Consider the following 23,733-nt stretch of genomic DNA (forward strand, 5'->3'; position numbering starts at 1 on the left):
GCTCACCCCTTCACGGCGCCGAGGATGACGCCCTTGGTGAAGTGCTTCTGCACGAACGGGTACACGACCAGCACCGGCACGACGGCGATCACGACGACGGCCATCTTCACCGCGAGCGTCGGCAGCGGCGCGGCGCCCTCGATCACCGCCTCCCCGCCGGTGCCGGGAATCGGCTGGCCCTGCAGGACGTACTGCCGCAGCACGAGCTGCAACGGCCACTTCTCCGGCGTGTTCAGGTAGAGGAACGCGGAGAAGAACGCGTTCCAGTAGCCGACCGCGTAGAACAGCGCGATCACCGCGGTGACCGCCTTCGACAGCGGCAGCACGATCCGGCGCAGGATGCCGAACTCGCTCGCGCCGTCGATGCGCGCGCTGTCCACGAGCTCCTGAGGGATCGACAGGAAGAACGACCGCAGCACCACGAGGTTGAACGCCGCCACCGCGCCGGGCAGCACCAGCGCCGCGTAGGTGTCGAGCAGGCCCAGCGAGCTGACGAGCAGGTACGTCGGGATCATGCCCGGACCGAACAGGAACGTCAGCAGCACCACGAACAGCAGCGGCCGGTGCGCGAACGACCCCGGCCGCGACAGCCCGTACGCCGCGAGCAGCGTCAGCGCGGTGCTGAACACCGTGCCCACGGCCGTGATCCCGGTGCTGACCAGCACCGCCCTGCTCACCACGCCGCCGGCCAGCAGTTCGGAGTAGGCGGCGAGGCTGAACCCGTCCGGCACGACCACCAGCCCGCCCGCCTCGGTGATGGCGGCCTGCGGCGAGACGCTCGTCAGCACCACCACGTAGAGCGGGAAGAGCACGGCCAGCACGACGACGGCCACGACCACGCCCTTCGCCGCGCGGCCGAGCGGGGTCGGTTCCTCCTCCCACACCGGCCGGCGCCGGGCGCGAGCGGCGGGCCGCCCCGCCCTCGCGGCGACGCGGTCGACCGGCTTCTCCCACACCGCGCCGCTCACCGCTGGTACACCCCCGCCTGGCCGAACACGTGCGCGAGCTTGTTCGCGCCCACGATGAGCAGCAGCCCCACGACACCCTTGACCAGCCCGGCGGCGGCCGCGTACGACCAGTCGTTGTTGACCACGCCGGTGAAGTAGACGTACGTGTCGAGCACCTCCGCCGTGTCCGCGCCGACCGCGTCGCGTTGCAGCAGGAACTGCTCGAAGCCCACGCTCAGCGCGTCGCCGAGGCGCAGGATCAGCAGCAGGACGACCACCGGCACGAGCGCGGGCAGCGTCACGTGCCAGAGCCTGCGCCACCGCCCGGCCCCGTCGACCGCCGCCGCCTCGTACAGGCTCGAGTCCACGGTGGACAGCGCGGCGAGGAAGATGATCGTGCCCCAGCCCGCGTCCTTCCACACCGACTGCAGCGTGACGAGCCCGAGGAACAGGTCCGGGTCGTTCATGATGTCGAGCGGCTGCGCCCCCTGCGCGCGCAGGAACGTGTTGACCGCCCCGGTGCCGCCGAGCACCTGCTGGAAGAGCGTGATCACCAGCACCCACGAGAAGAAGTGCGGCAGGTAGACCACGCTCTGCACCAGCATCCGCAGCCGGGCGCTGAGCAGGCTGTGCAGCAGCAGCGCCAGCAGGACCGGCACCGGGAAGTAGAACACCAGCTGGAACAGCGTGATGGTGACGGTGTTGACGGCGGCCTGCCAGAACCCCGGGTCGGTGAGGATCCGCTCGAAGTTGTAGAGGCCGACGAACGGGCTGGCACCGATGCCGGTGTAGGGCGAGTAGCTCTGGAACGCGATCACGTTGCCCAGCAACGGCACGTAGTGGAACACCACGTACACCGCGATCGCGGGCGCCACCATCGCGAGCAGCGGCCAGTCGCGCCGCAGCCGGCGGGTCAGCGTCTCAGCGCCCCGCATCGGCCAGCACCTTCGTGTGGAACTCGCGGAGCCGGTCACCGCCCTCGCGCCGCCAGTCCTCGGCCAGCTTGCCGACCTCGGAGACCGGCGTGCGGCCGAACACGATGTCCATCGTCTTGTCCTGGAACTCCTGGGCGAGCTTGGAGTACTCCGCGGGCTCGTCGACCTTGAGGCCGAACTCGAGCGGCGTCGTGCGGTGCGAGAACGTGTCGGCGTACCAGGCGTGCTGGGCCTTCACGAAGTCCGGGTAGGCGGGGTTGGTGATGATCGGCGGCGGACCGGCGAAGAACCCGTACGTGAGGGTGATCTCCCTGCGCCCCAGGTCGGTCAGCGACGGTTCACCCCGGGAGTCACGGGTGCTGTGCGTGCCCTCGGTGCCGTAGTTGACGAGGTGGTACTCCTGCGTGCCGATCGGGCTCGCCGCGAAGTTCGTGATCCGCAGCAGCTCCTCGACCCGGTCCTTCGAGAGGTCCTTGCGGAACATCGTGATCATGCTGGTGGGCGTGGCCGCCGGATAGGACGGCTTGCCCCCGTCGTGGTGGAACAGCGGCATGGCGGCCATGCCGAACGACGGGTTCGACGGCCGTTGCGCGGCCAGCATCTCCTTCCACGCGCCGACGCCGTCCTGCATCACCAGCATCTGGCCGTTGGCGAAGAGGTCCTTGTGCTTGCTGGTGCCGGACAGGCCGCCGGAGACGTAGTCGGGGTGGGCGTAGCCGGCGGCGCACAGCGACCGGGTGAACTTCACGGCCTCGGTGTAAGCCTGGGTCTCGAGCTGGTTGACGACCTTGCCCGACGAGTCGCGGCTCCAGTCGCCCTGGCCGCCGAACATGCGCACCATCGCGCGGAAGACGTCCCCGAGCGCCCACCGGTTCGCGGCGGGGTCGGTGATCTTCTTGCACAGCTGCTCGAACTCCGCCGCCGACTTGGGCGGTGCGACGCCCAGCTGCTCGAAGAGGTCGCTGCGGTAGTAGATCGTCTCGGCGAAGAGCGAGCCGGGGAACGGCACCCCGTAGAGCCGCTTGTTGAACGCGCAGCCCAGCCAGTCGTCGGTGGAGATGTTCGCGAGCATCGGGTACTTGCGCACCTCGTCGCCCTTGAGCAGGTCGGTGAGGTCGGTGAACACCGTGCCGACGCCCTCGGTGAAGCGGGCGGGGATCGTGAACGACGGCATCACGACGATCTCGGGCACCTGCCGCGCCGCCATCATCGCGGACAGCTTCTGCCGGAAGTCGTTGCCGCTGACCTGCTCGAACTTGATCGTGGCGCCGAGCTTCGCGTTCACCGCGCCGTAGTAGGCGTTCTGCCCCAGGCCCGGTGGCACCGGCCAGAACGACGGCGTCATCGCGGTGACCTGGCCGCCGGAGCCGGGTGTGTCCCCGATCGCCTGGACGAGCTGCCCCGGGTACTTCAGGTAGGCCGCCGGGGAGCCGCCGACGCCCGCGAGGTCCGGTTTCGCGAACTCGAGCGGGACGTGGGCGGGCAGCACGCCCGCGAGCTCGGCACCGCCGAGCGCCGTTCCGGTGCGCGGGGCGGGCGGGGAGCCGCAGCCGCCGGCCGCCGTCGCGAGCACGCCCGCGCCGACCAGTCCCAGGAAACCTCTCCGGTCGATGCCTTTCTCACCGGACACGTCACTTCTCCTTCGCGCCAGAGATGGGGAGTTCCGCGCCGTCGCGCAGGAACAGCGGGATGCGGTCCAGCGGCGCGGCCACCCGCACCGTCCGGCCACCCGCGAACGTCTCGCCGGTCCACGCGTCCGTCCACCGAGGACCTTCGGGCAGCACGACGTCGCGCTCGCGCACCCCCGCGGCGCAGACCGGTGCCACCAGCAGGTCGGGACCGAGCAGGAACTGGTCCTCGACCGCCCACGCCGCCTCGTCGTCCGGGAAGTCGACGAAGAGCGGCCGCATCGGCGGGAGGCCGCGCTCGTGGGCGACGCGCATCTGGTCCATCAGGTACGGCCGCAACCGCTCGCGCAGCCACAGCAGCCCGCTGATCAGCTCGTAGGCCTCCGGCCCGTACGACCAGACCTCGTTGGGACCGCCGGTCATCAGCGGCCCGAGGCTCATGCCGGGCTCGCGGTAGCCGTGCAGGCGGAACAGCGGGCAGAACACGCCGTACTGGAACCAGCGCACGATCAGCTCGCGGTACTCGGGCGACTCGGGGTCGCCGCCGTGGAACCCGCCGATGTCCGTGGTCCACCACGGGATGCCGCTCAGCGCGACGTTGAGGCCGGCCCGGACCTGGCGGCCCAGCGCGTCGAACGTGGCGGGGATGTCGCCGGACCACAACGCGGCCCCGTAGCGCTGGCTGCCCGCCCACGCCGACCGGCAGAGGCTGATGATCTCCGTCTCGCCCTCGGCGCGCATGCCGTCCCAGAACGCCCGCGCGTTGTCCGCGGGATAGGCGTTGATCACCTCGAGGCCCGGTCCCGCGTGCGTCAGCAGGTTCTGCGGGGTGCCCGGCTTGAGCTCCGGCTCGCACGCGTCGAGCCACCAGACGCGGATGCCGTGCCGGAAGTAGTTCTCCCTGACCTGCTCCCAGACGAACGCGCGGGCGTCCGGGTTCGACGGGTCGTAGAACGACACCCCGACGTCCTCGGCGACGCCCTTGTCGGGCCAGTCGGCGTGCACCGGCGGTCCCTGCTCCGTCGCGAGGAACAGGCCCCGGTCGAGCATCGTCGCGTAGTGCTCGGACAGCGGGCTCACCGACGGCCACACCGAGACCATCAGCTTGACGCCCAGCTCGTCCAGCTCCCGCACGGCCGCGGCGGGGTCCGGCCACTCGGCCGGGTCGAACCGCCACTCCCCCAGGTGCGTCCAGTGGAAGAAGTCCGCGACGATCACCGACAGCGGCAGCCCGCGGCGGTGGTGCTCGCGCGCGACCTCCAGCAGCTCCTCCTGCGACCGGTAGCGCAGCTTGCTCTGCCAGAACCCGGCCGCCCACGCCGGCAGCAGCGGCGGGTGCCCGGTGACGCCGGCGTAGCGCTCCAGCACCTCGGCGGGCCGGCCGGCGGTGAACCAGTAGTCGATCTGCCGGGCGCTGTCGGAGACCCAGCGCGTGGCGGTGCGGCCGAGCTCGACCCTGCCGACCGCGGGCGTGTTCCACAGCAGCCCGTAGCCGCGGCTCGACACCAGCAGCGGGACGCTCACCTCGGCGTTGCGCTGCACCAGTTCGACGACGGCGCCCTTCTGGTCGAGCAGGCCGTGCTGGTGCTGGCCGAGGCCGAAGAACCGCTCCCCGTCGTAGGAGCGGAAGTTCTGCTCGACGCGGTGGTAGCCGTTGCCGGTGGCGGTGAACAGGCGCGGTCCCGGCCACCAGAAGTGGATCGGTTCCTCGGCGAGCAGCTCCTGCTGGGTGTCCTCGCGGACGAAGCGGACCACGCCGTCGCCCAGCTCGACCCGCAGGGCGCCGACGACGAGCACCGCGGAGTCCGCGCCGATCTTGCACTCGGCCCGGCTGGACGGGCGTTCCAGCAGCGCACCCCGGATGCCGTCGCGCACGACCGCCAGACCCGCCCGCACGCGGACGCTGTCCGGGCCCCACGCCTCGACTCGCAGCACCTGGTGCCCTTGGCGCCACTCCAGGCCCTGGGCGATCTCGCGGAACATGCCTCACCTCGTCTCTGTCGAAGCGTTTCGACGACCCGCGCGCCGGAGTCGCCGCGGACCGGTCAGCGGGGTGCCGTGCTCGCGCGGCTGACGAGCTTGGGGGCGAGCAGCGTCAGCGGTGGCGTCTGCAGGCCGTTGAGGCGCCCGACGAGGAGCTCCATGGCCTGCCGCCCCAGCTCCTCCGCGGGCAGCTGCACGGACGTCAGCTGGAGCTGCTCCGCGTACTCGTCCGGGCAGATGGCGACGACCGCGACGTCGTCGGGGACCTTGCGCCCCAGGGCGCGCAGGCCCGCCGTGACCCAGCCGAGCGTCGCCTCGTTGTGCACGACCAGCGCGGTCATCGCGGGTTGCGCGCGCAGCATGGCGCGCAACGACGTCAGCACCGACTCGTAGTCGTCCTCGGCGGGCAGCGCGGTCGAGGCGATGCCGCGGCGCATGGCCGCCGCGCCGAACCCCGCCATCGTGCGCTGCGCGTACCCGGTGTTGCGCTGGTAGACCACGCTCGGGGCGCCGAGGAAGCCGACGTGGCGGTGGCCGAGGTCGGCGAGGTGGTCGACGCACCGTGCGCCCGCCGCCTCGAAGTCGAGGTCGACGCAGATCAGCCCCTTGACCGCGGCCGGGCGTCCGATGAGGACGGACGGCTGGGCCATCTGGCGCAGCAGCGGGACCCGGTCGTCGTCGAGCTCCACGTCCATCACCAGGAACCCGTCGGCCTGGGCGCTGCCGGCGACCCGCCGCAACCCCTCCGCGCCCTGGTCGGCCGTCACCAGCAGGACGTCCATGTCGTGGCGGCGGGCCGTGGTGACCACCGCGGTCACGAACCGCATCAGCACGGGCAGGTGCACGCCGGGCCGCAGCGGCAGCACCAGCGCCACGACGTTCGCCCTGCTGCTCGCGAGCGCCCGCGCCCCGGCGTGCGGGTGGTAGCCGAGCAGCCGGATGCTCTCCCTGACCTTGGACCGGGTCTGCGGCGAGATCGACCGCTTGCCGGTCAGCACGTAGGAGACGGTGCTGGGCGCGACTCCGGCGTGCCTCGCCACGTCCGCGATGGTGACCACACCGGCACCTCCGGGTTCACGTCCGACCGATCTCGACCGAGGCGAGCCGGGTTCCGGGCGAGCCGAACACGACGACGACGTCGTGCACCCCGGGGTTCCAGGTCACCGGTACGCGGATGTCGCGCCACTCGTACGGGTCGCCGGCGGGCACGGTGACCGTGCACCGCACCTCGCCGCCGGTTCTCAGGACCAGCTCGCCGCCCGCTCCGGCGACCCGCGCCGTGCAGTGGGTGGCGCGCTCGTCGACCAGCACGTCGCCGAGCAGGATCCAGCCGCCCGCCTCGGTGCTCTCGACGACGGTGCCGCGTTCCCGGGTCTCGTCGGCGAGGACCACCCCGGCGCAGTCGTCGAAGAGCTCGGCGCGCAGGTGCTCGCCGCGCAGGCCGGTCTCCTCGCCGATCACGCGGATCTCGGTGCGGGCCCGCGTCCACGGCCCGATCCACAGGTCGTGCGCGGAGGTCTCGACCACCGGCTGGTCGCTCACGACGTCCCAGTGCCAGAAGAGCCCGCCGTTCAACGGGAACCGCACCACGCGGCTCTCCCCCGGCGCGAGGTGCACGCGGTCGAACGCGATCAGCTTCCGCGACGGCTGCGGGACGCGCGACTCCCGCTGGCTGTCGTAGAGCTGCACGACCTCGGCGCCCGGCCGGTCACCGGAGTTGGTGACCTCGACCGAGACCTCGAACCGCTCGCCCTGCCGCACGGTGGCCGCGGAGGAGACCAGGGGGCCGTAGGAGAACCGGGTGTAGCTCAGCCCGTGACCGAACTCGTAGAGCGGGTCGCCCTCGAAGTGGAGGTAGGTCGACCGCGCCCCGAGGACGTCGTAGTCGAGCAGGTCCGGGAGCTGGCCGGTGCCGCGGTACCAGGTCTGGGTGAGCCGCCCGGACGGCGACACCGCACCGAACAGCACCTCGGCGAGCGCGCGCCCGAGCTCTTGGCCGCCGTGCGAGGACCACAGGATCGAGGGGACGTGCTCGTCCTCCTCCACCAGCGCGTACGGGTAGCTGCTGACGACGACCAGCACGGTGCGCGGGTTGGCCCGCCGCACCGCGCGGACCAGCTCGGTCTGCGCGGACGGCAGGTCCAGGGTCGTGCGGTCCTGGGTCTCGCGGCCGTTGATGTGCGGGTCGTTGCCCACCACGACGACCGCGACGTCGGCGGCCCCGGCGAGTGCCACGGCCTCCGCGACGCCGGTCCGTTCGACCCGCCACCGCGTGGCGTCGGCCGCGTCGTCGACGAACCGGCCGAGGGCGAGGTAGCGGCCGAGCACGGTGTTGCGCAGCAGGCAGGTGCCGTCGTCGAGGTGCGTCAGCTCGAACAGCTCGCGGACCTCCCAGCCGCCGGGCATCGTGCGTTCGGCGACCACGGCGCCGTCCGGTGACGAAGCCAGGTAGCGGCCGGTGCGCGGGTCCCGCAGCGTCACGACGCCCCCGCCCCACTCGGCCAGGTCGTACCCGCGCTCGTCCCCCACCGCCGCGATCCGGTCGAGGCCCTCGGCGAACGTCGTCTCTCCACTGTGGAGGGACGTGATGCCGTCGAGCGGCGTGACGGAGTAGGGCAAGGTGCCGCTGTACCAGTCCTCGAACAGGACGGACGCGTGCGCGCCGATGACGGCGATCCTCCCGCCCTGCGCGAGCGGCAGCAGGGCGTCGTTCTTGAGCAGCACGATCGACTGCCTGGCCGCCTCCAGCGCCAGCGCGCGGTGCTCGGGGGCGTCGACCACGTCCTCGGTGATGGCGGCGAACGGGTTCCCCTCCGGCGGGTCGAACTCGCCGAGCCGCACCCGCAGCGCCAGCAGCCGGCCGGCCGCGCGGTCCACGTCGTCCTCGGTGATCAGCCCGCGGGCCAGCGCCTCGGCGAGGTGGCCGGTGGTGACCGACGGGTCGGCGTCGTGGTCGGTGAAGCTGTCGAGGCCCGCCCGGAGCAGCGCGGCGTGCGCCGTCACGTCGTCGGGGTGGTAGGCCTGCTCGCCGGCGACGTTCGACGGTGCCCAGGCGTCGCTGACCACCGCGACGTCGCCCCAGCGCCGCAGGTGGTCCTCGATCTGCGGCGCGAGGTGCGCCGGGCGGCCGTTGACGAGGTTGTACGACGGCATGACCGCCACTGCGGCACCCGCCTCGACCGGCCCGCGGAAGCACGGCAGCTCGTACTCGTGCAGCACGCGGGCCCGCAGCGACGACGACGTGGTGCACCTGTCGGTCTCGTTGTTGTAGCCCAGGAAGTGCTTCAGCGTCGGCGCGGTCTTGAGGTACACCGGGTGGTCGCCGCGCAGGCCGCGCGCGTACGCGGTGCCCATCACCGACGTGAGCAGCGGGTCCTCGGAGTAGCCCTCCTCGTTGCGGCCCCAGCGCGGGTCGCGCAGCGGGTTCACCACCGGCGCCCAGACGTTGAGGCCGTGCGCCACCGGGTCCTTGTGGTGCAGGCCGCGCACCTCGGTGCCCGTCGCGTCGCCGACCGCCCGCACGAGCTCCGGGTTCCACGTGCTCGCGAGGCCGATGGCCTGCGGGAACACCGTCGCGCGCCCCAGCCACGCGACACCGTGCAGCGCCTCGGTGCCGGTGCGGAAGGCCGCAATGCCGAGCCGGGGCACCGGCGGCTGCCACTGGTGCAGCAAGCCGATCTTCTCGGCGGTGGTGAGCCTCGCGAGCAGGTCCGCCACGCGCTGCGCCGGTGGTAGGTCGCGGTCGCGGAAAGGCGGTTCTTCCATGCTGGAGGCACGCCCTTCCCGTCGTCGAGACGCAGTCGAATCGCTTCGACCGGACCTCCCGAACGTGGCACGGTCCGCGACGGGCCGTCAAGGCGTGCGAACGGCGTTTCGACGTGTTCGACGGACTTTCTGTCGAACGGCCCGCCGATTCGACGCTTCGCTGCGGAAAGCGCTTACCTCGTTACCGCACAACGCATCTGGCTCTTGCGCCGAGCGGTGCGAAGGGTCATCGTAGCCGCCGTGGATCTGCGACGAGGCGCTGTGCTCACGCTGGTGGTCCTGGCGCTGGCCGCCGGAGCGCCACCCGCGTCCGCGCACGGCAGGCCGGGCGAACGCCTCGACCGCGGGCTCGTGGCGGTCACCGCGGCCGGCGGCGTGCACCTGAGCTGGCGGCTGCTCGGCCACGAGGCCACCGGCGTCACCGCGACGGGCCAGGCCGGACCGGACTTCGCGGTGTACCGCAACGGAAAGCGCGTCGCGACCGTTCGCGACAGCACGACCTGGGCCGATCCGGCACCGGTCGCGGGCGCGCGGTACCAGGTCGCCCCGGTCGTGCGGGGGCTGGTGCTGGGCCGCAGCAGGCCGGTGGCGGCGTGGGACTCGTCGTTCCACGACCTGCCGCTGCGCAAGCCGGCGGACGGCGTGACGCCCGCCGGGGAGGCCTACTCCTACTCCGCCAACGACGTCAGCGTCGGCGACGTGGACGGCGACGGGCAGTTCGAGTACGTCGTGAAGTGGGATCCCAGCAACTCCAAGGACGTCTCGCAGTCCGGCTACACCGGCCCGGTCTTCCTCGACACCTACCGGTTCGACGGCACGTTCCTGCACCGGATCTCGCTCGGCGTCAACATCAGGGCGGGCGCGCACTACACCCAGTTCCTGGTCCACGACTTCGACGGCGACGGCCGCGCGGAGCTGATGACGAAGACCGCGCCGGGCACCCGGGACGGCCGCGGCCGGTACGTCACGATGCCGCGCGAGGACGTGCGGGCGGGCTACGCGCACACCGACGACCACCGCCTCTCCCCCGACGGCTACCGCGCGCACCTGGTCGAGGTGTTCCGCGGCTGGCACGCGCACCCCGAGGTGGTGGCGGGGCACTGGCCCGCGACGCTGGAGCAGGCGTTCGGGATCGAGCCGCGGTACGCCTACCCGTTGTCCGGCCAGGACGCCACCGCGCTGGCCGACCACTTCCTCGACGTCTACGCGCCGAGCCGCAGCGCCGGCAACAGGTTGCGCGCGTTCGCCGGGTTCGTCGTCGACGGCCCCGAGTACCTGACGGTGTTCGACGGCGCCACGGGCCGGGAGCTGCAGACCGTCCGCTACGAGCCGGGCCGCCACGACGACGGGCTGATGTGGGGCGACTACGCGATGTCCCGCATCGAGCCGGGCAACCGGGTGGACCGGTTCCTGTCCGGTGTCGCGTACCTGGACGGCGTCCGGCCGTCCGCGGTCTTCGCCCGCGGCTACTACACCCGCTCGGCCGTCGCCGCCTACGACTGGGACGGCAGGCGGCTCACGAAGCGCTGGCTCGCCGACAGCGGCTGGGTGCCGATGACCAACCCGTTCCGCGACAGCCCGCACGGCCGGGACGGCACGAACCCGGGTCACGCCGGGCTCACCACGCAAGGTGCGCACTCCCTGAGCGTCGCCGACGTCGACCACGACGGCCGGCAGGAGATCGTGTACGGCGGCGCGACCCTCGACGACGACGGCGCGCTGCTCTACAGCTCGACCGGCGTCCTGCCACCGGGCAGCGCGGAGCCCGGCGCCGCGGTCCGGGTCGGTCACGGTGATGCCCTGCACGTCACCGACATCGACCCGGACCGCCCCGGCCTCGAGATCTTCATGGTCCACGAGGGTGCCCGCAGCGCGCCTTACGGCTACGCGCTGCGCGATGCCGCCACCGGCGCGACGATCTACGGCGCCTACTCCGGCACGGACACCGGCCGCGGCATGGTCGGCGACGTCCGCCCGGATGTGCGCGGCCTCGAGACGTGGTCGTCCATGCCGGGCGGGTCGGACTCCGGCGGCCTGTGGAGCGCGGACGGGCGGCGGCTCGACACCCGGTCCCCCGGGACCAACATGAGCATCCGGTGGGCGGGCGACCTGACCACGCAGATCGTGAACGGCGCCCAGGACGTGACGCCGACGATCGACGACTGGCGGCGCGGCACGCTGCTGACGGCGACCGGCACGCGGACCAACAACGGCACCAAGGGAACCCCGTCGCTCGTGGCCGACGTCTTCGGCGACTGGCGCGAGGAGCTGGTGGTGCGCACGCAGGACAGCACGGCGTTGCGCTTCCACCTCAGCACCGAGCCGACGAACCACAAGATCTGCACGCTGATGGCCGACCGCCAGTACCGCGTCGAGGTCGCGCGCCAGCAGACCGCGTACAACCAGCCGTCCCACCCGGGCTTCCACCTCGCGTCCGACACCGACTTCTCGCGCGTTCCCCTCCCCCGCCGCTGACGGGTACGTTCGCCTGACCAGCTTGGGAGGAGACTCGTGCCCGCAGTCGACATGCCGGAAGAAGACCTGGTCCTGCACCGCGTGACCACGCCGGAGCCGCCGGACCTCGACGAGTGGTGGGCGGGCCAGCTCGCGGCGGCCTCGGCCGCGGCGACCCCGGTCGCGCTCACCCCGCACGAGCCCACCCTGTACGAACCGCTGCAGGTCTACGACGTGGAGTTTTCCGGCGCGCACGGCCACCGCGTCCGCGGCTGGTACCTCCGCCCGCCCGGTGACGAGCCGCTGCCGGTGGTCGTCACCTACATCGGCTACGGCGGCGGGCGCGGCGTGCCCGCCCAGCACACGCTGCTGCCGAGCCTGGGCTTCGCGAACTTCGTGATGGACAGCCGGGGCCAGGGCGGCCGCTGGTCGATCGGCGCCACGGGCGACGCGGGCGCGGGCACCGGGCCCGAGCACCCCGGCGTGATGACGAAGGGCATCTCCCACCGCGACGACTACTACTACACCCGCCTGTTCCTCGACGCCGCCCGCGCGGTCGAGGTCGTGGCCGAGCTGCCGGGCGCCGACCCCGCCCGCATCGCCGTGACCGGGGGCAGCCAGGGCGGCGCGCTCGCCCTCGCCGCCGCGGCGCTGCGTCCCGACCACGTGAAGGTGTGCCACTCGGACGTGCCGTTCCTCTGCGACCTGTGGCGCGCGATCCGCATCGGCGCCGTGCCGCCGTACACGGAGATCAGCGACTTCCTGGCGCAGCACGACTCGCTGGTGCCGGTCGTGCTGGCGACGCTGCAGTACGTCGACTGCGCGCTGCTGGCGCGGCGGATCACCGCGCCGACGTTGTTCAGCGTGGGGCTGATGGACGAGACGTGCCCACCGTCCACCGTGTACGCGGCGTACCACGAGGTCAGCGCGCCCAAGCAGATCACGGTGTCGCCGTTCGGCAAGCACACCACGCCGACCAGCCACCTGGAGACGCAGCTGCGGCACCTGCGCGTGCACCTGTGAGCGGAGGTGGGGCGGCCACGTCGCACGACGCGACCGCCCCACCTCCCACCGGCCGGGCATCGCCGTCCGCGCACCGGCCGCGACCCGGCCGGCACGCCGCGCCAACGGTTCGGCGGACCCGCCCGGCACCGTTCGCCCACGCCGAGCGGGGGCGGGCGCACCTCGCGACGCGCCCGCCCCCTGCTCACTGCGGCGAGGCGAAGCTCGCGTGCGGCGGCTGGTTGTACGCGGTGTTCTGCCAGGCCACCGCCAGCCGGTACTGCCGGTCCTCCAGCAACGACACCCGCCGGATGGTCGTCGTCTCGGTCGTCGAGTAGATCCGCAGCGCCCGGTTGTCGGACGTGCGCCAGACGACCTCCTCGCGCCAGTCGCCGAAGATGTCCGCGGACAGCGCCGGTGTCGACTTGGTGCCGTTGTTCGACGCCACGCCGGAGCCGGTGAGCAGGCGCGTGTCGGCGTCGGGGCCGTACTTGTCGATGGTGGTGCCGTTCAGCAGCTCACGCTGGGCGTCGCCGTCCCACCAGATCACGAAGTTCGCCGACCCCGGCTTGCGCGCGGCGACCTGGGCGCCCGTGGTGGCGCTGCGCAGCCCGCCGACCGAGTTCGACCACGCCTCGGCGCCCGCGTTGCCCGCCCAGATGTCGGCGGCGACGGCGCGGCCGTTGTCGCAGCCGCACGCCGGCGCGCTCCAGATGATCTGACCGGTGCGCGCGTCGCCCATCCAGTGCGCCGGGTCGGTGCCCGACTCGGACGGCTTGAACACCTCGAGACCGGGCCGGGACGGGATGAAGTCGCCCACGTGCAGCGCGTCGCCGTGGCGGGTGCCGTTCTGCCACAGGCCGCGGCCGTTGTCGTCGATCGCCATCGAGCCGTAGATGATCTCGTCACGGCCGTCGGCGTCCACGTCGGCGACGGACAGCTGGTGGTTGCCCTTGCCCTCCCAGGCGGAGCGGTTCGACTGCGTCGCCGAGTCGAACGTCCAGCGCTGCGTGAGCTGGCCGTTGCGGAAGTCCCACGCCACGACGACGCTGCGGGTGTAGTAGCCGCGCGCCATCACGATGCTGGGCCGTGCGCCGTCGAGGTAGGCGGTGCCGGCCAGGAACCGGTCGACCCGGTTGCCGTAGCTGTCGCCCCACGACGACACGGTTCCGCGCGGTGGCAGGTAGTTCTCCGTGTCGAGCACCGCGCCGTCGGTGCCGCGGAACACCGTCAGGAACTCCGGCCCGGACAGCACGTACCCGTCGCCGTTGCGGTAGTCGGCGGAGGCGTTGCCGATCACCTGGCCCGTGCCCGACCGCGTCCCGTCCGCCGTCTTCACGGCGACCTCCGCCCGGCCGTCCCCGTCGTAGTCGAACACCTGGAACTGCGTGTAGTGCGCACCGGCGCGGATGTTGCGGCCGAGGTCGATGCGCCACAACCGGGTGCCGTTGAGCTTGTACGCGTCGAGGTAGACGTTGCCCGTGACGCCCGCCTGCGAGTTGTCCTTGGCGTTCTCCGGGTCCCACTTGAGCACGAGCTCCTGCTCGCCGTCGCCGTCCAGGTCGCCGATCGAGGTGTCGTTGGCGACGTACCCGGACGCCGGGATCTGGATCGGGACGTCCCTGCTCGTCGCGAGCGTGCCGACCTCGGGTGTGGCCGCCGCCGACACACCCCCGGCCGGACGCACGGAGTACGACGCGGTCGTCGAGGCGCCCGCGTCGAGGTAGCTCGTCGCCGTCGTCACGGGAGCCTTGTTCACCCGCACGCCGTCGCGGTACACGTCGAACCCCTGCGCCGCCGGGTCGGACGAGAGCAGCCGCCAGGACACGAAGTTGCCGTCGCCGCGCACGGAGCGGATGCTCACCAGCCCGCGGTCCGCGCCGGCCTGTGCGAACGCGGGTGCGGGTGCGCCCGCCGCGGTCAGCGCCACCGCGAGCAGCAGCACCGGAAGTCGCCTCATGTCACCCTCCCGAGACCGAGTAGCCGTTGGTGGTGAAGGTCTTGCCGCCGCTCGACGACGTGATCTCGTAGCCGAACTGGACCTCGCCGAGCGTCACGTCGCCCCACCAGCCGCGGGTGCGGATCCAGGTCAGGACCGCCTTCACGTCGACGGTGCCGGAACTCGCGTTGGAGGACCGCACGAACGAGAACACCGCGTTGTGGCCGTTGGAACCGCGGTACACGTCCCACGTGTGACCGCCCACGGACGCCCTCACCTGGAACGTCCCCAACGGCCCGACGGGACCGGTTTTGGTCATCCACAACATGACCTCGAACGCGTTGTTGTCTGCCCAGATGTCATAAGCCGTCGCGTAGGCGCCCGAACCGGGCACGCTGACGTTGTAGCTGCTCGTCAGCGAGCCGATCGCGCTGAGCCGTTTGTTCACCGCCTTCGCGACGTGCGGGTACGACTTCACGCCACCGGTGTCCGGGTGGCCGGCCCAGACGTTCCAGCGGTGGTAGGCGTCGGCCGAGATCGTCTGGGCGCCGTGGCCGTCGCCCCAGACGTTGTTGCGGACGGTGTAGCCGCCGTTGTTCCAGGTGCCCCACCGGTCCGAGGACGACCAGGCCGCCGCCGACGCGGCCGGTGGGCTCAGCGAGAACGCCAGCGCCACGGCCACCGCCGCCGTCAGCGCTCGCTCGATCCGTTTCATGGGACTTGCCCTTCCTCGCTCCGGGAGAACCGCAGAATTGAAACGTTTCACTGCCGCGGAACATTAGCGTCGAACAAGTCGAACAAAGCGCCATCAATTTTTTCGACGCGAATCGACGGTCGGAGAATTCACTCGCTAAGGTTGTTGTCACGACTCGGGCGGGGAGGCCGGTTGATCACCATCAAGGACGTCGCCAAGCACGCGGGCGTGTCCGTGAGCACGGTCTCGTACGTCCTGAGCGGCAAGAGACCGATCTCGCGCGCCACGTCGCACCGCGTCCGCCGCAGCATCCGGGAACTCGGGTTCCACCCCCACGCCGGAGCGCGGGCGCTCGCGAGCAGCCGCACCCACGTGCTGGCGCTCGTCGTTCCACTGAGGACGGACCTCAACCTGCCGGTGATCATGCAGTTCGTGTCGTCGATCGTCACGACGGCCCGCGCGCACGACTACGACGTCCTGTTGCTCACCAAGGAGTCCGGCGCCGACGAGGTGCACCGGGTGATCGCCTCGTCCCGTGCCGACGCGGTCCTGGTGATGGACGTCGAGGCGCACGACCCCCGCGTTCCCGCGCTGCGCGAGCTCGAGGTGCCGGTCGTGCTGATCGGCGTGCCCACGCGGGCGGACGGGCTCGACTGCGTCGACCTCGACTTCACCGCGAGCGGCGCGCGGATGGTGGCGCACCTCGCCGGCCTGGGGCACCGGTCGATCGGCCTGATCGGCTCACCGCCCGCCGTCTACGAGCGCGGAACCGGTTATGCGACGCGGTTCCTGGCCGGGTTCACGGAGTCGGCGCGCGACCGCGGCGTGACGACGCACGTGCACCCGTGCGCGCCGTCCTACCCCGCCCTCAGCGAGTGCCTCTACGACCTGCTGCGGCCGGACCGGGCCGTCACGGGGCTCGTCGTGCACAACGAGGCGGTGCTCGGCGACGTGGTGCTGGAGCTGCGCCGCCGCGGCCGCCGGGTGCCCGAGGACGTCTCGGTGATCGCGCTGTGCCCCGACGCCGTGGCGGCCGCCCAGCCGGTGCCGCTCACGTCGATCTCCATCCCCGCCGAGGAGGTCGGCGCGATCGCGGTGCAGACCCTGGTGCGCGGGCTCGCGGGCGAGCGGGCGCACGAGGTCCGGCTGCTCGCCCCGCAGCTCACCGACCGGGGCAGCACGGCTTCCCGCCGGTAGGGCGCCGGATCCGCGGGCTCGCCGGACGACGGCGGGCCCGTCCGTGCCGCGTCCGGGTGTTGCGCAAAATCGCCGCACAACGCACCCTGGAGACCGAAAACGATTTCGACAGTGCGCCATTTGCCGGAGAAGTTGTCGAATACGCAGTCGAATGTCGTTCGAAAGGATTTCGATGGGCAGGCGACGGTCAGAAGCGGTGACGCTCGGGGACGTGGCCCGGCTGGCGGGCGTCTCCATCGCCACCGCGTCCAAGGCGGTCAACGACCGGGGTGAGGTGGCGTCGGCGACCCGCGCCCGCGTGCTCAGAGCCGCGGCCGAGCTGTCGTTCCAGCCGAACGTGCTCGCCCAGGGCCTGGTCGCGGGACGCACGCGCGCGATCGGCCTGCTGACCGACGAGCTGGACGGCCGGTTCGCCATGCCGATCCTGCTGGGCGCCGAGAGCGCCCTGTCGGACCAGGAGATGTCGGTCCTGCTGTGCGACACCCGCGGCGACGCCATCCGCCGCAACCACCACGTCCGCACCCTGCTGGCCCGCCAGGTCGACGGCTTCATCGTGGTCGGCGACAGCAACGACGTGCGGGCCTCGCTGACCGCCGACCTGCCGGTCCCGGCGGTCTACGTCCACTGCCGCTCCACCAGCCCCGCCGACCTGAGCATCGTCTGCGACGACGAGGGCGGCGCCCGCCTGGCCGTGGAACACCTGATCGCGTTGCGGCGCCGGCACATCGCCCACATCACCGGCCCGCAGTCCTACCGGGCGGCCCGCGACCGCGCCGCCGCCGTGCACACCGTCCTCGCCGAGCACGACCTGCGGCTGGCGGGCGAGGTGCTGCACGGCGAGTGGTCGCAGCGCTGGGGCCGCCACGCCGCCCGCCTGCTGATCGCCACCGCCCCGGAGACCGACGCCGTCTTCTGCGGCAACGACCAGATCGCGAGCGGCGTGGTGCAGGCGCTGACCGCGCTGGGCCGGCGCGTCCCGGACGACGTCGCGATCGTGGGCCACGACAACTGGGAGATCTTCGCCGCCGACTGCTCCCCGCCGCTCACCACGGTGGACCTCAACCTCCAGCAGCTCGGGACCACGGCGGTGGCGCACCTGTTCTCGGCACTGGGCGGGGCGCCGTCGTCGGGGGTGCTGCGGCAGCCGTGCCGGTTGGTGGTGCGGGAGTCCACGGCGTGAGGCGGCTCGGCCGAGCCGGAAGTCCGCCACCCTGATCGGCGAGGGCGCCGTCCCGCTCGACACCTCCTGGTACTGCACCGACAGCGCCCCGGCGACGCCACCGGAGTGCTCGGCCCGCGCGAGCACCGGGAGGACGCCGGCCGGCAGGATCCGCGTCAGTGCACCGGCTTCCCGTCGCCGGGGTCGTGGGTGTCCAGCCGGCCGCACATGCCGAAGCGGTGCGGCCCACCGGCGTCGAGCACGTGCACGCCCGCGTCGGCCAGGTGCCCGAGGTCGCCCGAGCGCAACCGGTCGAGGTGCTCGCCGGTCAGCTCCGCCGCCGCCAGGGCGCCGGTCCGCCAGCGCTCCTCCCAGCCGTCCAGCAGCCGCTGCTTCAGCGCCGCCGCGGCGGCGTAGAACTCCTGCACCGCGCCGTTGCGCCGCAGTTCCAGGAACCCGGTCAGGGCGAGGTCGCGCCGGCGCCGGACGGCCTCCTCGTCCCCGCCCGCGGCGGCCTGCTCGTACCGTTCGGGAGAAGCCAGCACGTCGGCCGGGAACGTGAACACCGCGTCCCCCGCCTCCGGCAGGCCGCTGTTCTGCATCACCACGAGGATGCGCAGGTCGCCGTCGTTCACCAGCCGGTGGATCGTGCCGGGCGTGAACCACACGACCGACCCCTCGCGCAGCGGCGTGGTGGCGAACCCGCCGGACGTCAGCGTCTGCACGCTGCCGGTGCCGCCGACCACGTAGTAGCACTCCGAGCAGACGAGGTGCACGTGCGGCGAGCCCCCGCACAGCCCGTCGACCGTCGGCCAGTCGTACACCCGCAGCCCGGAGATGCCGATCCCGCCGGGAAACGGCGTCACCACGGGTTCGCCTCCACATAGGACTCCAGGCGGTCGCGGTCCCAGGCCCCGCAGCCGACGACCACCCGGTACCGCAGGGTCAGCGCGGCCCCCGGCGCCAGCGGGACGGTCTCGTGGAACGCGAACGACGGGTTGACCGCCGCGAACGGGCCGCTGCGCACGAACCAGTGCGTGGTCCCGTTCGACGGGTGGTCCAGGAACAGCACCGTGGACGAGCGGTCCACCTCGTCGTGGTGGCCGACGAACGCGAGCCACGGCCCGGTCTTGCCCATCATGTCCTCGCCACCGCCCCCGTCGGCCGCGATCACCTCGCCGCCGGTGAACGACCGCGGCCCGCGCCAGAAGAACCCGGTGTAGCCGGCGAGCTCACGGCCGTTGGTGGTGGGACTCCCGAGCTCCAGCGGCGTGGGGCGCACGTTCGTCAGGGACGTGGAGAACTCCAGCGTCCACGAGTCCTCGAAGACGTCCCGCACGACGAACGACCGCGCCTCCCGCACCCAGTTCTCGCCCGCCTCGGTGAACCAGGACAGCTGCTCGGTGAAGCCGCCGGGAACGACGCCGAACGAGTCGTGCCGCATGCTGCCGACGTTGGGCAGCACCACGTAGCCCTGGTCGCGGACGTAGGTGACGCCGCCCCAGAAGTTCTCGCCCGACACGTCGGTCGCGGTCATCTGCAGGCCCTTGTGCCACCGGTGGTCGTGCGGCCGGAACGCCGTCACCACGTCGCCCGCGAGCGTCCGCACGGGGTGCAGGTACGGCTTGGGCCCCTCGAACGCCGGTGTCGACGGCCGGTGCACGTACTCGAAGATCTCGACGTCGCCCACCGACACGGCGAGCACCGAGTCGTCCTGGCGCGAGATCACCGGGCGTTCGCCCACGGGGCACCAATCCCTTCCATCGACGCGTAGAACGGGCTGTCCGGGCCGATCTCCCCCGCCTCGACCACGGCACCGGTGAACGCGGAGGCGTAGAGCGCCGCGATGAACTCCATGGTCGTGCGGGTGTCCTCGAGGGTCACCGGGGGCTTCTCGCCGCTGTCGAGGGCGTCGAGGAAGGCCGCCACCTGGCAGCGGTGGCCGCTGACGACCCCGGACGGCTGCTCCTGCCGCCACCGCGCGGCCACGTCGTCCTGACCGGGCGCGGGCGTCACCACCCAGTGCGCGTCGGTGTAGCCGTAGAGGTGCTCGACCTCGACCGTGGCGCGTTCGAAGTCGAACCTCAGCTCCGAGGTCTCGCGCGGCGAGAGCAGGGAGTTCACCACCGACGCGACCGTGCCGCCGGCGAAGGTCACCAGCGCCATCGAGACGTCCTCGGTCTGCACGTCGCGCGCCTGCCTGGCCGCGAGCGCCCGGATCTCCCGCCACGGCCCCAGCACCGAGAGCAGCAGGTCGAACTGGTGGATGCCGTGGCCCATCGTCGGGCCGCCGCCCTCGCTCTGCCACGTGCCGCGCCACGGCACCTCGAAGTAGGCGTCGCCGCGGTACCAGAGCGTGTCGCACTTCGCCACGAACGACCGGCCGAGCACGCCCTCCGCGACCAGCCGCCGCAACCGCACCGCCGCCGGGCCGAACCGGTGCTGGAACACCGTCGCGACCGACGCCGAGGACGCGCGTTCGGCCGCGATCAGCACGTCGACCTCGCCCAGCGACAAGGCCGGCGGCTTCTCCACCAGCACGTGCACATCGGCGGCCAGGCACTCCAGCGCCAGCGGCACGTGATGGCGCGGTGGGGTGCACACGTGCACCACGTCGAGCGACTCCGCCGCCAGCATCTCGGACAGGCCGGGGTAGGTCCGCGGCACGCCCTGCTCCGCGGCGAACGCGGCGGCCCGGCCGGCGTCCACGTCCGCCACGGCGACGAGCTCGATCCGCTCCCCCGCCGCCCGCAGCGCCTCCGCGTGGGCGGCGGCGATCGCACCGGTGCCGGCGATGGCGGCCCGCCTCACTTCGCCGCATCCACTTCGGACTGGACTTCCTCGATGAACGACGCGGCGGCCTGGTCCGGTGTGGTCCGGCCGAACAGCACGTCCTCGGTGTGCCGCTTGAGGATCGTGTCGAGCGTGCTGGCTCCGTTCGGCGTGATCCGCGGCGGGTCGCTGACCGGCACGGTGTCGAGGTACTCCTTGGCGGCCTTGTCGGTCTCCTTGAGCTGCCCGGCGATGGCCTCGCGGATCTTCTGGTTGGCGGGCACGCCGCGTTCGGTCAGCAGGATCTTCGCCGCCTCCTCGTCGTTGGCGAGGAAGCTCACGAACGCCGTGGCCTCGGCCGGGTACTTCGACCGCGCGGACACCGACCAGAACATCGACGGCTTGTAGTAGGCGCCGGGCGCCTTGCCCTGCGTCTCACCCGGCATCCGCAGCAGCTTGAGCTTCGCGCCGCTGGCCGCGGTCAGGGCGGTGAGCTGGGTGTTCCACCACAGGCCGAACGCCGCCGTGTTCGTCGCCGTGGCCGACTGGTTGAGTCCCGCGGAGGCCTTCTCGATCGTCGCGGACGGCGACATCGAGGCGCCGGACTTCGACAGGTCGAGGATGTACTGCCAGTAGTCGCGGGCGATCTCCTGCGGAAGCACGACCTTGGCGTCGGCGTCGAACATCGCCTTGCCCTGCTGCCGGGCGCGGATGCTCAGGCCCGCCGCATCGTTGATGCCCGGCGACTGCATGCCGAACACCTGCCCGCCACCGGCCTTCGACACCTGGTCGGCGATGGTCTTCAGGTCGTCCCACGACCACTTCGTGTCGTCGGGCACGGGAATGTTGTACTTCGCCAGCAGGTCGAGGTTGACCATGATCGAGTACATGCCCAGGCCGACCGGCAGCCCGTACCGCTTGTCGCCGATCGTGCCGGTGGCGAGCGCCTTGTCGTCGAAGTTCGTGGTGTCGAGGTGCTTCTTGGCCTCGTTGAGGTCGAGCAGCGCGCCGCGTTCGGCGTAGGAGGCGATGTAGAGCTCGTCCATCTGCATGATGTCCGGCGCGTCGTTGGCCGCCATCGTGGTGGCGAGGCTGTCCCAGTAGCCGTTCCACTCCTTGAACTCGCCCTTGATGGTGATGTTCGGGTGCTTCTGCTGGAACAGGTCGATGACCTTCTGGGTCCGCTTGTGGCGGTCGTCCGCGCCCCACCACGTGAACCGCAGCGTCACCTTCTCCGTCGTCAGGTCCCCGCCCGCGTCGGAGGACGACCCGCAGGCGGCGAGCAGGGACGCGGACAGCGACAGCAGGACCGCCCACGCGGTACCGCGGCGAACACCTCTGAGCATGAGCTTCCCTTTCGGCTACTTGCCCCCGGTCGTGGCGATCCCCTTGACGAGGTACCGCTGACCGACGAGGAACGCGAGGAAGATCGGGACGAGCGACACGACGCTCATCGCGAACTGCGAGCCCCACGACGTGGCCACCGTCGAGTCGACGAAGGAGCGCAGGGCGACGGGCACCGTGTACATGTCCGGGTCCGTCAGGTAGATCAGCTGACCGAAGAAGTCGTTCCAGGTCCAGATGAACGTGAAGATGGTCGTGGTGGCGAGCGCCGGCGTCATCAGCGGCAGGACGATCCGCAGGAAGATGCGCGGGTGGCCGCAGCCGTCGATGCGCGCCGCCTCGTCGAGCTCGCGCGGCAGGCCGCGGATGAACTGGACCATGAGGAAGACGAAGAACGCGTCGGTGGCGAGGACCTTCGGCACGATCAGCGGCAGGAACGTGTTGACCCAGCCGATGTTCGAGAACAGCACGTACTGCGGCACGATGATCACGTGGATCGGCAGCATGATCGTGCCGAGCATGATCCCGAACCACCAGCGCTTGCCGGTGAACTGCAGCCGGGCGAACGCGTAGGCGGCCATCGAGCACGACACCAGGTTGCCGACGATGCAGCCCAGCACGAGGATCGCCGAGTTGAGCAGGTACGTCCCGAACGACGGCGTGAGCGCGTTCCAGCCCTCGGTGTAGTTCTCCGTCCGGAACGAGTCGGGGATCAGGCCGGGGCTGCGGAAGATCTCGTCGCCCGGCCGCAGCGAGCTCACGACCATCCACAGCACCGGGTACAGCATCACGAACCCGATGAGCACCAGGCCGAGGTGCTTCGCGGGCACCAGGAGCCGGCGGCGCAGTTCAGTCGTCATAGAACACCCAGTACTTCGCCGCCCAGAAGTTGATCGCGGTGAACGCCGCGATGATCAGGAGCAGGAACCACGCCAGCGCCGACGCGTAGCCCATGTCGAAGCGGCTGAAGCCCTGCTGGTACAGGTAGAGCGTGTAGAACATCGTCGAGTCCGACGGCCCGCCCGTGCCGCCGGAGACGACGAACGCCTGGGTGAACGACTGGAACGCGTGGATGATCTGCAGCACCAGGTTGAAGAACAGGATCGGCGACAGCAGCGGCAGCGTGATCCGCCGGAAGCGCGACCACCAGCTCGCCCCGTCGATCGCGGCGGCCTCGTAGTAGACCGCCGGGATCTGCCGCAGCCCGGCCAGGAAGATGATCATCGGCGAGCCGAACGTCCACACGTTCAGCACGATCAGCGTCGACAGGGCGGTGCCGGGGTCGGAGATCCAGCCCCTGCCCTCGACCCCGAAGAGCCCCAGCACCCGGTTCACCAGCCCGTCGGTGCCGAAGACCTGGGTCCACAGCACCGCGATCGCCACGCTCGACCCGAGCAGCGACGGCAGGTAGAAGGCCGAGCGGTAGAACGCGAGCCCCCGCAGCCCCTTGTCGAGCAGCAGCGCGACGCCCAGCGCGCACGCCAGCTGCAGCGGCACCGAGACGAGGACGTAGGTGAAGGTGACGCCGAGGGCGTTGTGCAGCCGCTCGTCGCTCAGGATGCGCGCGAAGTTGTCGAGCCCGATGAACTTCGGCGGCTGGATGAGGTTGTACTTGGTGAAGCCCAGCCCGAACGACGCGAGCACCGGGCCGATCGTGATGAAGACCAGCCCGGCGAACCAGGGGGCGAGGAACCAGAACGCGGCCCTGTTGTCGCGCTTGCGCACCTGCACGCCGCCGCGGCGCAGCTGACGCAGTTCGTCGAGAGCGCTCATGAACTCCTGACCCCGTCGGCTGGAAAACGCTTTCCGGAGTCTGCAACGGTGCTTCGCGCAGCGTCAAGCACGCCCGTCGAACGGCGTCGAACGCGCATCGTCGAACAGCCGGGTAACGTTTCGACTACGGTCCGGTGTGGA

Annotated in this window: 18 protein-coding genes; 4 read left to right on the forward strand and 14 right to left on the reverse strand. The window is 71.6% G+C overall.

Annotated features, from left to right (window positions below; genetic code table 11):
* Positions 1–2 precede the first annotated feature (2 nt).
* The 6 genes from ACFWGZ_RS04135 to ACFWGZ_RS04160 form a co-directional block, all read right to left on the reverse strand.
* Positions 3–968 carry a carbohydrate ABC transporter permease gene (locus ACFWGZ_RS04135; RefSeq protein ID WP_382449984.1) on the reverse strand — a complete coding sequence of 322 codons (966 nt, stop codon included), beginning with the start codon at positions 966–968 and terminating at the stop codon, positions 3–5.
* Positions 965–1,882, reverse strand: a complete 918-nt coding sequence (locus tag ACFWGZ_RS04140; protein ID WP_382449985.1) for an ABC transporter permease — start codon at positions 1,880–1,882, stop codon at positions 965–967. The genes ACFWGZ_RS04135 and ACFWGZ_RS04140 overlap by 4 nt, the downstream gene beginning before the upstream one ends.
* Positions 1,869–3,512, reverse strand: a complete 1,644-nt coding sequence (locus ACFWGZ_RS04145; RefSeq protein WP_382449986.1) for an extracellular solute-binding protein — start codon at positions 3,510–3,512, stop codon at positions 1,869–1,871. Before ACFWGZ_RS04145 ends, ACFWGZ_RS04140 begins: the two co-directional genes overlap by 14 nt.
* A 1-nt stretch (position 3,513) precedes the next feature.
* Positions 3,514–5,493: a TIM-barrel domain-containing protein gene (locus ACFWGZ_RS04150; RefSeq protein ID WP_382449987.1), complete on the reverse strand. Its 1,980-nt coding sequence runs from the start codon at positions 5,491–5,493 to the stop codon at positions 3,514–3,516.
* Between the two features lie 62 nt (positions 5,494–5,555).
* Positions 5,556–6,551 (reverse strand): LacI family DNA-binding transcriptional regulator, encoded by a 996-nt coding sequence (locus tag ACFWGZ_RS04155; RefSeq protein ID WP_382449988.1) that lies wholly within the window; start codon positions 6,549–6,551, stop codon positions 5,556–5,558.
* A 16-nt stretch (positions 6,552–6,567) separates the two neighbouring features.
* A complete protein-coding gene (locus tag ACFWGZ_RS04160) occupies positions 6,568–9,258 on the reverse strand; it encodes a glycoside hydrolase family 3 C-terminal domain-containing protein (RefSeq protein ID WP_382449989.1) in 2,691 nt (896 codons plus the stop codon).
* A 240-nt stretch (positions 9,259–9,498) separates the two neighbouring features.
* Here ACFWGZ_RS04160 and ACFWGZ_RS04165 point away from each other — a divergent pair, with 240 nt between their 5' ends.
* Together ACFWGZ_RS04165 and ACFWGZ_RS04170 are read left to right on the forward strand one after the other, a co-directional pair.
* Positions 9,499–11,733, forward strand: a complete 2,235-nt coding sequence (locus ACFWGZ_RS04165) for a rhamnogalacturonan lyase (RefSeq protein ID WP_382449990.1) — start codon at positions 9,499–9,501, stop codon at positions 11,731–11,733.
* Positions 11,734–11,769: 36 nt separating this feature from the next.
* The gene (locus ACFWGZ_RS04170) at positions 11,770–12,735 is read left to right on the forward strand and encodes an acetylxylan esterase (protein WP_382449991.1); all 966 of its coding nucleotides are present in this window, start codon (positions 11,770–11,772) and stop codon (positions 12,733–12,735) included.
* A gap of 184 nt (positions 12,736–12,919) precedes the next feature.
* Here the strand turns inward: ACFWGZ_RS04170 and ACFWGZ_RS04175 are convergent, their stop codons facing one another.
* Together ACFWGZ_RS04175 and ACFWGZ_RS04180 are read right to left on the reverse strand one after the other, a co-directional pair.
* A complete protein-coding gene (locus ACFWGZ_RS04175) occupies positions 12,920–14,674 on the reverse strand; it encodes a rhamnogalacturonan lyase (protein ID WP_382449992.1) in 1,755 nt (584 codons plus the stop codon).
* Between the two features lies 1 nt (position 14,675).
* Positions 14,676–15,368, reverse strand: a complete 693-nt coding sequence (locus ACFWGZ_RS04180; RefSeq protein WP_382449993.1) for a hypothetical protein — start codon at positions 15,366–15,368, stop codon at positions 14,676–14,678.
* Between the two features lie 171 nt (positions 15,369–15,539).
* Here ACFWGZ_RS04180 and ACFWGZ_RS04185 point away from each other — a divergent pair, with 171 nt between their 5' ends.
* Both ACFWGZ_RS04185 and ACFWGZ_RS04190 read left to right on the forward strand, forming a co-directional pair.
* Positions 15,540–16,544 carry a LacI family DNA-binding transcriptional regulator gene (locus ACFWGZ_RS04185; protein WP_382449994.1) on the forward strand — a complete coding sequence of 335 codons (1,005 nt, stop codon included), beginning with the start codon at positions 15,540–15,542 and terminating at the stop codon, positions 16,542–16,544.
* Between the two features lie 196 nt (positions 16,545–16,740).
* Positions 16,741–17,724 (forward strand): LacI family DNA-binding transcriptional regulator, encoded by a 984-nt coding sequence (locus tag ACFWGZ_RS04190; RefSeq protein ID WP_382449995.1) that lies wholly within the window; start codon positions 16,741–16,743, stop codon positions 17,722–17,724.
* 155 nt (positions 17,725–17,879) lie between these two features.
* Here ACFWGZ_RS04190 and ACFWGZ_RS04195 read toward each other — a convergent pair whose 3' ends face one another.
* The 6 genes from ACFWGZ_RS04195 to ACFWGZ_RS04220 are packed head-to-tail and all read right to left on the reverse strand — an operon-like array spanning position 17,880 to position 23,592.
* Positions 17,880–18,572, reverse strand: coding sequence for a cupin domain-containing protein (locus tag ACFWGZ_RS04195; protein WP_382449996.1), 693 nt, complete (start codon positions 18,570–18,572; stop codon positions 17,880–17,882).
* Complete coding sequence (locus tag ACFWGZ_RS04200) at positions 18,566–19,447, reverse strand: PmoA family protein (RefSeq protein ID WP_382449997.1); 882 nt, start codon at positions 19,445–19,447, stop codon at positions 18,566–18,568. The genes ACFWGZ_RS04195 and ACFWGZ_RS04200 overlap by 7 nt, the downstream gene beginning before the upstream one ends.
* Positions 19,429–20,514 (reverse strand): Gfo/Idh/MocA family protein, encoded by a 1,086-nt coding sequence (locus ACFWGZ_RS04205; protein ID WP_382449998.1) that lies wholly within the window; start codon positions 20,512–20,514, stop codon positions 19,429–19,431. Before ACFWGZ_RS04205 ends, ACFWGZ_RS04200 begins: the two co-directional genes overlap by 19 nt.
* A complete protein-coding gene (locus ACFWGZ_RS04210; RefSeq protein ID WP_382449999.1) occupies positions 20,511–21,821 on the reverse strand; it encodes an ABC transporter substrate-binding protein in 1,311 nt (436 codons plus the stop codon). Before ACFWGZ_RS04210 ends, ACFWGZ_RS04205 begins: the two co-directional genes overlap by 4 nt.
* A 15-nt stretch (positions 21,822–21,836) precedes the next feature.
* Entirely contained in the window at positions 21,837–22,679 is an 843-nt protein-coding gene (locus tag ACFWGZ_RS04215; RefSeq protein WP_382450000.1) for a carbohydrate ABC transporter permease, read from the reverse strand.
* Complete coding sequence (locus ACFWGZ_RS04220) at positions 22,669–23,592, reverse strand: carbohydrate ABC transporter permease (protein WP_382450001.1); 924 nt, start codon at positions 23,590–23,592, stop codon at positions 22,669–22,671. The genes ACFWGZ_RS04215 and ACFWGZ_RS04220 overlap by 11 nt, the downstream gene beginning before the upstream one ends.
* Positions 23,593–23,733: the final 141 nt, after the last annotated feature.

The organism is Lentzea sp. NPDC060358, from assembly GCF_042725365.1.
Lineage (GTDB): Bacteria > Actinomycetota > Actinomycetes > Mycobacteriales > Pseudonocardiaceae > Lentzea.

What these genes read in the sequence shown, in the direction of transcription:
- ACFWGZ_RS04140 (WP_382449985.1), bottom strand. Translation starts at nt 1,882, where the DNA reads ATGCGGGGCGCTGAGACGCTGACCCGCCGGCTGCGGCGCGACTGGCCG.
- ACFWGZ_RS04150 (WP_382449987.1), bottom strand. Translation starts at nt 5,493, where the DNA reads ATGTTCCGCGAGATCGCCCAGGGCCTGGAGTGGCGCCAAGGGCACCAG.
- ACFWGZ_RS04160 (WP_382449989.1), bottom strand. Translation starts at nt 9,258, where the DNA reads ATGGAAGAACCGCCTTTCCGCGACCGCGACCTACCACCGGCGCAGCGC.
- ACFWGZ_RS04175 (WP_382449992.1), bottom strand. Translation starts at nt 14,674, where the DNA reads ATGAGGCGACTTCCGGTGCTGCTGCTCGCGGTGGCGCTGACCGCGGCG.
- ACFWGZ_RS04180 (WP_382449993.1), bottom strand. Translation starts at nt 15,368, where the DNA reads ATGAAACGGATCGAGCGAGCGCTGACGGCGGCGGTGGCCGTGGCGCTG.
- ACFWGZ_RS04210 (WP_382449999.1), bottom strand. Translation starts at nt 21,821, where the DNA reads ATGCTCAGAGGTGTTCGCCGCGGTACCGCGTGGGCGGTCCTGCTGTCG.
- ACFWGZ_RS04215 (WP_382450000.1), bottom strand. Translation starts at nt 22,679, where the DNA reads ATGACGACTGAACTGCGCCGCCGGCTCCTGGTGCCCGCGAAGCACCTC.
- ACFWGZ_RS04220 (WP_382450001.1), bottom strand. Translation starts at nt 23,592, where the DNA reads ATGAGCGCTCTCGACGAACTGCGTCAGCTGCGCCGCGGCGGCGTGCAG.